Below are 5087 nucleotides of genomic sequence, written 5' to 3' on the forward strand. Positions count from 1 at the left end.
TGTTGGAGAAGGAATGTCTGCATTATGCCCTAATGAAATGGTGACAGAAAAAGATTTAGAAGATGTACTAAACATTTTCAATAGTTTTGGTCAAACAGAGATCGTAAGTGAAAAATTAATGGATGTTGTCACATCCGTAAGTGGTTCTTCACCAGCTTATGTATATATGATTATAGAAGCAATGGCAGATGCTGCTGTACTAGATGGTATGCCAAGAAATCAAGCATATAAATTCGCTGCTCAAGCTGTGTTAGGCTCTGCAAAAATGGTACTAGAAACAGGAATACATCCAGGTGAATTGAAAGATATGGTTTGTTCTCCTGGCGGAACGACAATAGAAGCTGTAGCAACATTAGAGGAAAAAGGATTACGAACAGCGATTATTTCAGCTATGCAGCGTTGTACGCAAAAGTCTGTTGAACTATCTGGTCAAACTAAAAAATAAAACTATAAAAGAGATTACGTTAGCTATGAATTCACATAATTTTAATTAAAAATTCACTACATGATAAACGGCCAAACTCATATAAAATTGAGCTTGGCCGTTCTACTTTTTAATTATATTAAAATAATTTGATTTGACTCTTCTTTAAAGGTTCTGTTTTATCCCTTACCTATTCCCTACTATGATTGTGTAATTTTATTAGAAACTAATAATTTTTCAATGCATTTCGGTAACATATCTAATAGTGTTTCAAATGCGTAGTTTACATCTAGACGTTCTGTCCATTGATGTGCATCTTTTCCTACCGGTCCCATATTTAATACTGGAACATCAAACTCTTCTAATTCCTGAAGCGGAATTGAATAGCCTTTATCCCATAATGGCATATTGTCTACAAGCGAACTCATTGAATCCAGTGGATACTGCAAGCCTACATAGCTTAAATCTGAAATCCCCCCAAAATAATTTTGGTTTTCAAATGTAATTTTATGATTGTAATGTGCATACTTTTCCATTTCTACAACTACCTCTTTTATTAAAGGATTGTTGCGTGAACTCACAGCTGGATAGTACGGCGGAGCGAAGAAAAGTACAATCATCGGTGCCTTTTCTTTACATAAAATCGCTAATTTATCTACTAAATCAATCGTTACCGCACGATCATCTTTATCTCCTCTATTTTTTATAATATTAGATTGAATATGATCTATTTTTTCTCGTCCATGTTGCTCAATTGCATATGTGATAAGCTCTTCATACGTTAATACATTTACTTTGAGATTAGGTGGTATAAATGGATTATATTTAGAAAAACGATATGCATGTTTTTCATACGACTCTTCTATTTTCTCTGCTACTTTCGTTACTTTTTGACGTAACAATGAAACTACATCTGTCATTGATTTTTCTAATAAAAACAAATTAAATAATGTAACTGCACGATGCGGAATTTGTACAGAATAATCCTCCTTTAAGTCCCTTTGAAGTAAGTTAGTTGGCGGAGGACTCGCTTCCCCTTCTACAATATCACAAAGGTCTGTGTTTAACTCTAATTCTGCTGTTATTAATGAAGCCATATAACTCCCATTTAAGCCTGCAAAAGGTTCACCTACATGTGTCTCTTTTCCATAGCAAAGAAAACCAGGTAACACTTTACCAATAGAGCCAGTGTAAATATACTTATTTTGGTCACCAGGATGTCTTGAAAACATAGGCTCTGAGTTTAAGACCGTTTTATAATCTAAATTATGCTCTCTAGCTAAATCTAACAGTCTCGGAACAGCGGCCCTCATCCCTACAGAATTCACTTCTTCATCTGGTACAGCCAATAAAAGAACATTCCCATCGAATCTTCCTTCACATGCTTGTTCAATCATTGCCATTTGTAATGCTAGACCGCATTTCATATCCATTGTTCCTCTACCAAACAGCCATTCCCCATGTTCTATATCTTCACGCACATGGTCTGGAAGTTCATCTTTATGAGAATAAAACATAGATGTTAACTTTTTAGGATTAAATGCATCTTCTTTCCACACTCCGTAATCTTGTACATCTACAACATCAAAGTGACTTACTAGAATTACAGTATTTTTTGTACTATCTTTTTTCTTTACTAGTGCTGTAACAAAATATCGTCCGTCCCCTGTCGGATTTTTTTGTAAATGATGCGGGTTTTCTTTGAAATACTGTAATTCAGATAATTGTTCCACAACAAAGTCTGGCAATATTACTTCAGCTTCTGAACCGGTAATACTAGGAATTTCAACAAGACTGCTTAATAATTGAATCAATTGTTCTTTTGATTGCCACTTTGACATATAAATCCCCCTATTTTTCCGCATTATGAAAACGAATTCCAGTATATGAATAAAAAATGACGACAGCTATCAAAATTATAGTTCTGATGTACTGCCGATTTTTATTGATATTTCATGAGCTGCTTGTTTTACCTTGCTAATAAGAAAAGATAGTCGATCATCATTAATACGATGACTAATTAACCCAACACTTAATGCTCCTACTACTTTATGATTAAATCCGATAATAGGTGCAGCTACTGAAGCTGTCCCTTCTGTTTTTTCACCATAACTGACAGCATATCCTTCATTTTTTATTTGCTTTATTTGATTAAGAAGAATTTGCTTTTGTTCTGGTAATGAAGAAAGTAAATGTTCTACAATATGTTCCATTTCATTCGTTTTCATATTGGCAAGCATCGTTTTATTTGCGGCACCAATTGAAAGTGGAATTTGTTCCCCTAGATTATCGATAACTCGAATTTTTAAAGGACTATCAATTCTTTCAATGATAATAGAATGTGTTCCGTTTGGAATATTTAAATAGACACTTTCTTCGACTTCAAAGGCCAACCGCTTCATCACTTCTCTTGCAACTGATCTGTAGTCTACCTTCTCTAATTGACGTAACCCTATTTCCATCCACATTGGTCCAATTTTGTACTGTTTTGTCTCTGGTATTTGTGTAACTAACCCATGCTCCATTAGAGAGTTAAGTAATCTATGTACTGTACTAACTGGGAGATGTGTTCCATCAGCTATATCAGAAATAGCCCAATACTCTTTTTCATTTGTAGAATTCAATAATTTAATAATACTTATCGCTCGATCAATGGACTGTACCATAACTCGCCTCAACTTTACTCGTAGTATGTTAGTACGTTTAATTAACTATCAATTTAGCAAACATTCGAAATGAAATCAATATATTTATTCAATTTTCTAACAATAAAAATATATCACTAACAACGAATTGAAAACGCAAACAAAAAAATATTGACTTTTCTTTTTAATTATCTGAAAATTATAACAAGATTTCACATCACGGAATACATTCCATAATACGGAAAAACATCAAACTTTATTCTATCAACTACGAAAGTGAGGAAAACAATGGCGCAAGTAAACAATACAAACAATGAATTAAAACGTACGATGAAAAGTAGACACTTATTCATGATTGCACTCGGTGGTGTGATTGGAACGGGGTTATTTAACGGATCTGGCTTTATAATAAGTCAAGCTGGACCTGGTGGATCCGTACTTGCCTTTATGGCCGGTGGATTATTAATGTATTTCGTTATGCTATGTCTTGGTGAACTCGCTGTAGCCATGCCTGTTTCGGGTTCTTTCCAGGAATATGCCACTAAATTCATCAATCCTGCAACTGGCTTTACAATCGGATGGTTGTATTGGTTAAGCTGGGCGAATACGACCGGTCTTGAATTTACAACTGCCGGTATTACAATGCAGCGCTGGTTTCCTGATATTCCTGTTTGGGTTTGGTGTTTAATATTTGGCGTTACAATCTTTACTATTAACGCATTATCTGCTCGTAGTTATGCAGAAACAGAATTTTGGTTTTCAAGTATAAAAGTATCTGCCATTATAGCTTTTATAATTCTTGGTGGCGCCGCTATGTTCGGCTTTATTGATTTAAAAGGCGACGAACCAGCTCCACTCCTTTCAAATTTCGTAAATCATGGTGGTTTATTTCCGAATGGACTTGCAGCTATTCTATTAACAATGGTTACAGTCAATTATTCCTTCCAAGGTACAGAGCTTGTCGGAATCGCAGCAGGTGAAAGTGAAGATCCAGCAAAAACTTTACCTCGTTCTATTAGAAATATTATATGGCGCACAATGTTTTTCTTCGTCTTAGCAATCTTTGTTCTTGTTGCTTTAATTCCTTGGGAAGAAGCAGGACTCACAAAGAGCCCATTCGTTGCTGTTTTTGATAATATCGGTATTCCATATGCAGCTGATATTATGAACTTTGTTATTCTTACTGCTGTTCTTTCTGTTGCAAACTCAGGACTATACGCTGCTACTCGAATGCTTTGGTCTTTATCAAAAAACGAAATGGCTCCAGCATTTTTAAAGAAATTATCATCACGTGGGATTCCTCTCAACGCTTTAATCATGACAATAGCTATTTCTGCTTTTTCTCTTTTAACAAGCGTCGTAGCTGCTGAAACGGTTTACTTATGGTTAATTTCCATTTCTGGAGTCATAACAATTATTGTTTGGATGTCAATTTGTGTTTCTCAATTCTTTTTCCGCAAACACTATTTAGCTGAAGGTGGAAAATTAGACGACTTGAAGTTCAGAACTCCACTCTATCCCCTTGTACCAATTCTTGGTTTTGGATTGTATGGCATTATATTAGTAAGTCTTATCTTTATCCCAGATCAAAGACTAGGCATTTATTGTACTGTACCATTTATCATCTTTTGCTATACTTACTATCACTTTAAAGTTAAGAAAAGAATTGCAACTAACACTCAAAGTGAAACTAAAATTAGCGAAACTTCGTAATATTGTACGATACAAAAAAGACAACACGTGGCGTTTCACTTCATGTGTTGTCTTTTTTTATTATTTAAATATGAGTTCACCTGAATTTAATGGATTTTTCTCTTTTCCTACAAAAGTAGTAAAATTTTCATTTGAACTTGCTACCTCAGTTGGATTTATCGTATTTCAATTTCGATATAATAATAAATAGGTATATCAGATATAGCTGTACATTATTAGAACTACATTCATTACTCAACTGGTAGTTATCAAGAAAGAAAGGAATGATCATAATGATACAGAACATATACGAAACTCATTTACAT

At 34.4% G+C, this 5087-nt stretch carries 4 protein-coding genes; 2 read left to right on the top strand and 2 right to left on the bottom strand.

Features of this window, described 5'->3' with window-relative positions:
* Positions 1-445: pyrroline-5-carboxylate reductase (locus ABWK52_RS23885; protein WP_326296646.1), on the top strand; the 445-nt coding region annotated here is incomplete at its 5' end.
* Between the two features lie 179 nt (positions 446-624).
* Here the strand turns inward: ABWK52_RS23885 and ABWK52_RS23890 are convergent.
* Together ABWK52_RS23890 and ABWK52_RS23895 are read right to left on the bottom strand one after the other, a co-directional pair.
* Complete coding sequence (locus tag ABWK52_RS23890; protein ID WP_139883962.1) at positions 625-2289, bottom strand: M20/M25/M40 family metallo-hydrolase; 1665 nt, start codon at positions 2287-2289, stop codon at positions 625-627.
* A gap of 51 nt (positions 2290-2340) precedes the next feature.
* Entirely contained in the window at positions 2341-3090 is a 750-nt protein-coding gene (locus ABWK52_RS23895) for an IclR family transcriptional regulator (RefSeq protein ID WP_000250746.1), read from the bottom strand.
* Positions 3091-3357: 267 nt separating this feature from the next.
* Here ABWK52_RS23895 and ABWK52_RS23900 point away from each other — a divergent pair, with 267 nt between their 5' ends.
* On the top strand, positions 3358-4782 hold the full coding sequence (locus ABWK52_RS23900) for an amino acid permease (protein WP_000079967.1): 1425 nt from the start codon (positions 3358-3360) through the stop codon (positions 4780-4782).
* Positions 4783-5087: the final 305 nt, after the last annotated feature.

This window comes from Bacillus sp. AP50 (assembly GCF_040492675.1).
In the GTDB taxonomy this organism is placed as follows: Bacteria; Bacillota; Bacilli; order Bacillales; family Bacillaceae_G; genus Bacillus_A; species Bacillus_A cereus.

Bases quoted from the DNA above. Each gene is read 5' to 3' on its own strand.
- ABWK52_RS23890 (WP_139883962.1), bottom strand. From the start codon at position 2,289: ATGCGGAAAAATAGGGGGATTTATATGTCAAAGTGGCAATCAAAAGAA.
- ABWK52_RS23895 (WP_000250746.1), bottom strand. From the start codon at position 3,090: ATGGTACAGTCCATTGATCGAGCGATAAGTATTATTAAATTATTGAAT.
- ABWK52_RS23900 (WP_000079967.1), top strand. From the start codon at position 3,358: ATGGCGCAAGTAAACAATACAAACAATGAATTAAAACGTACGATGAAA.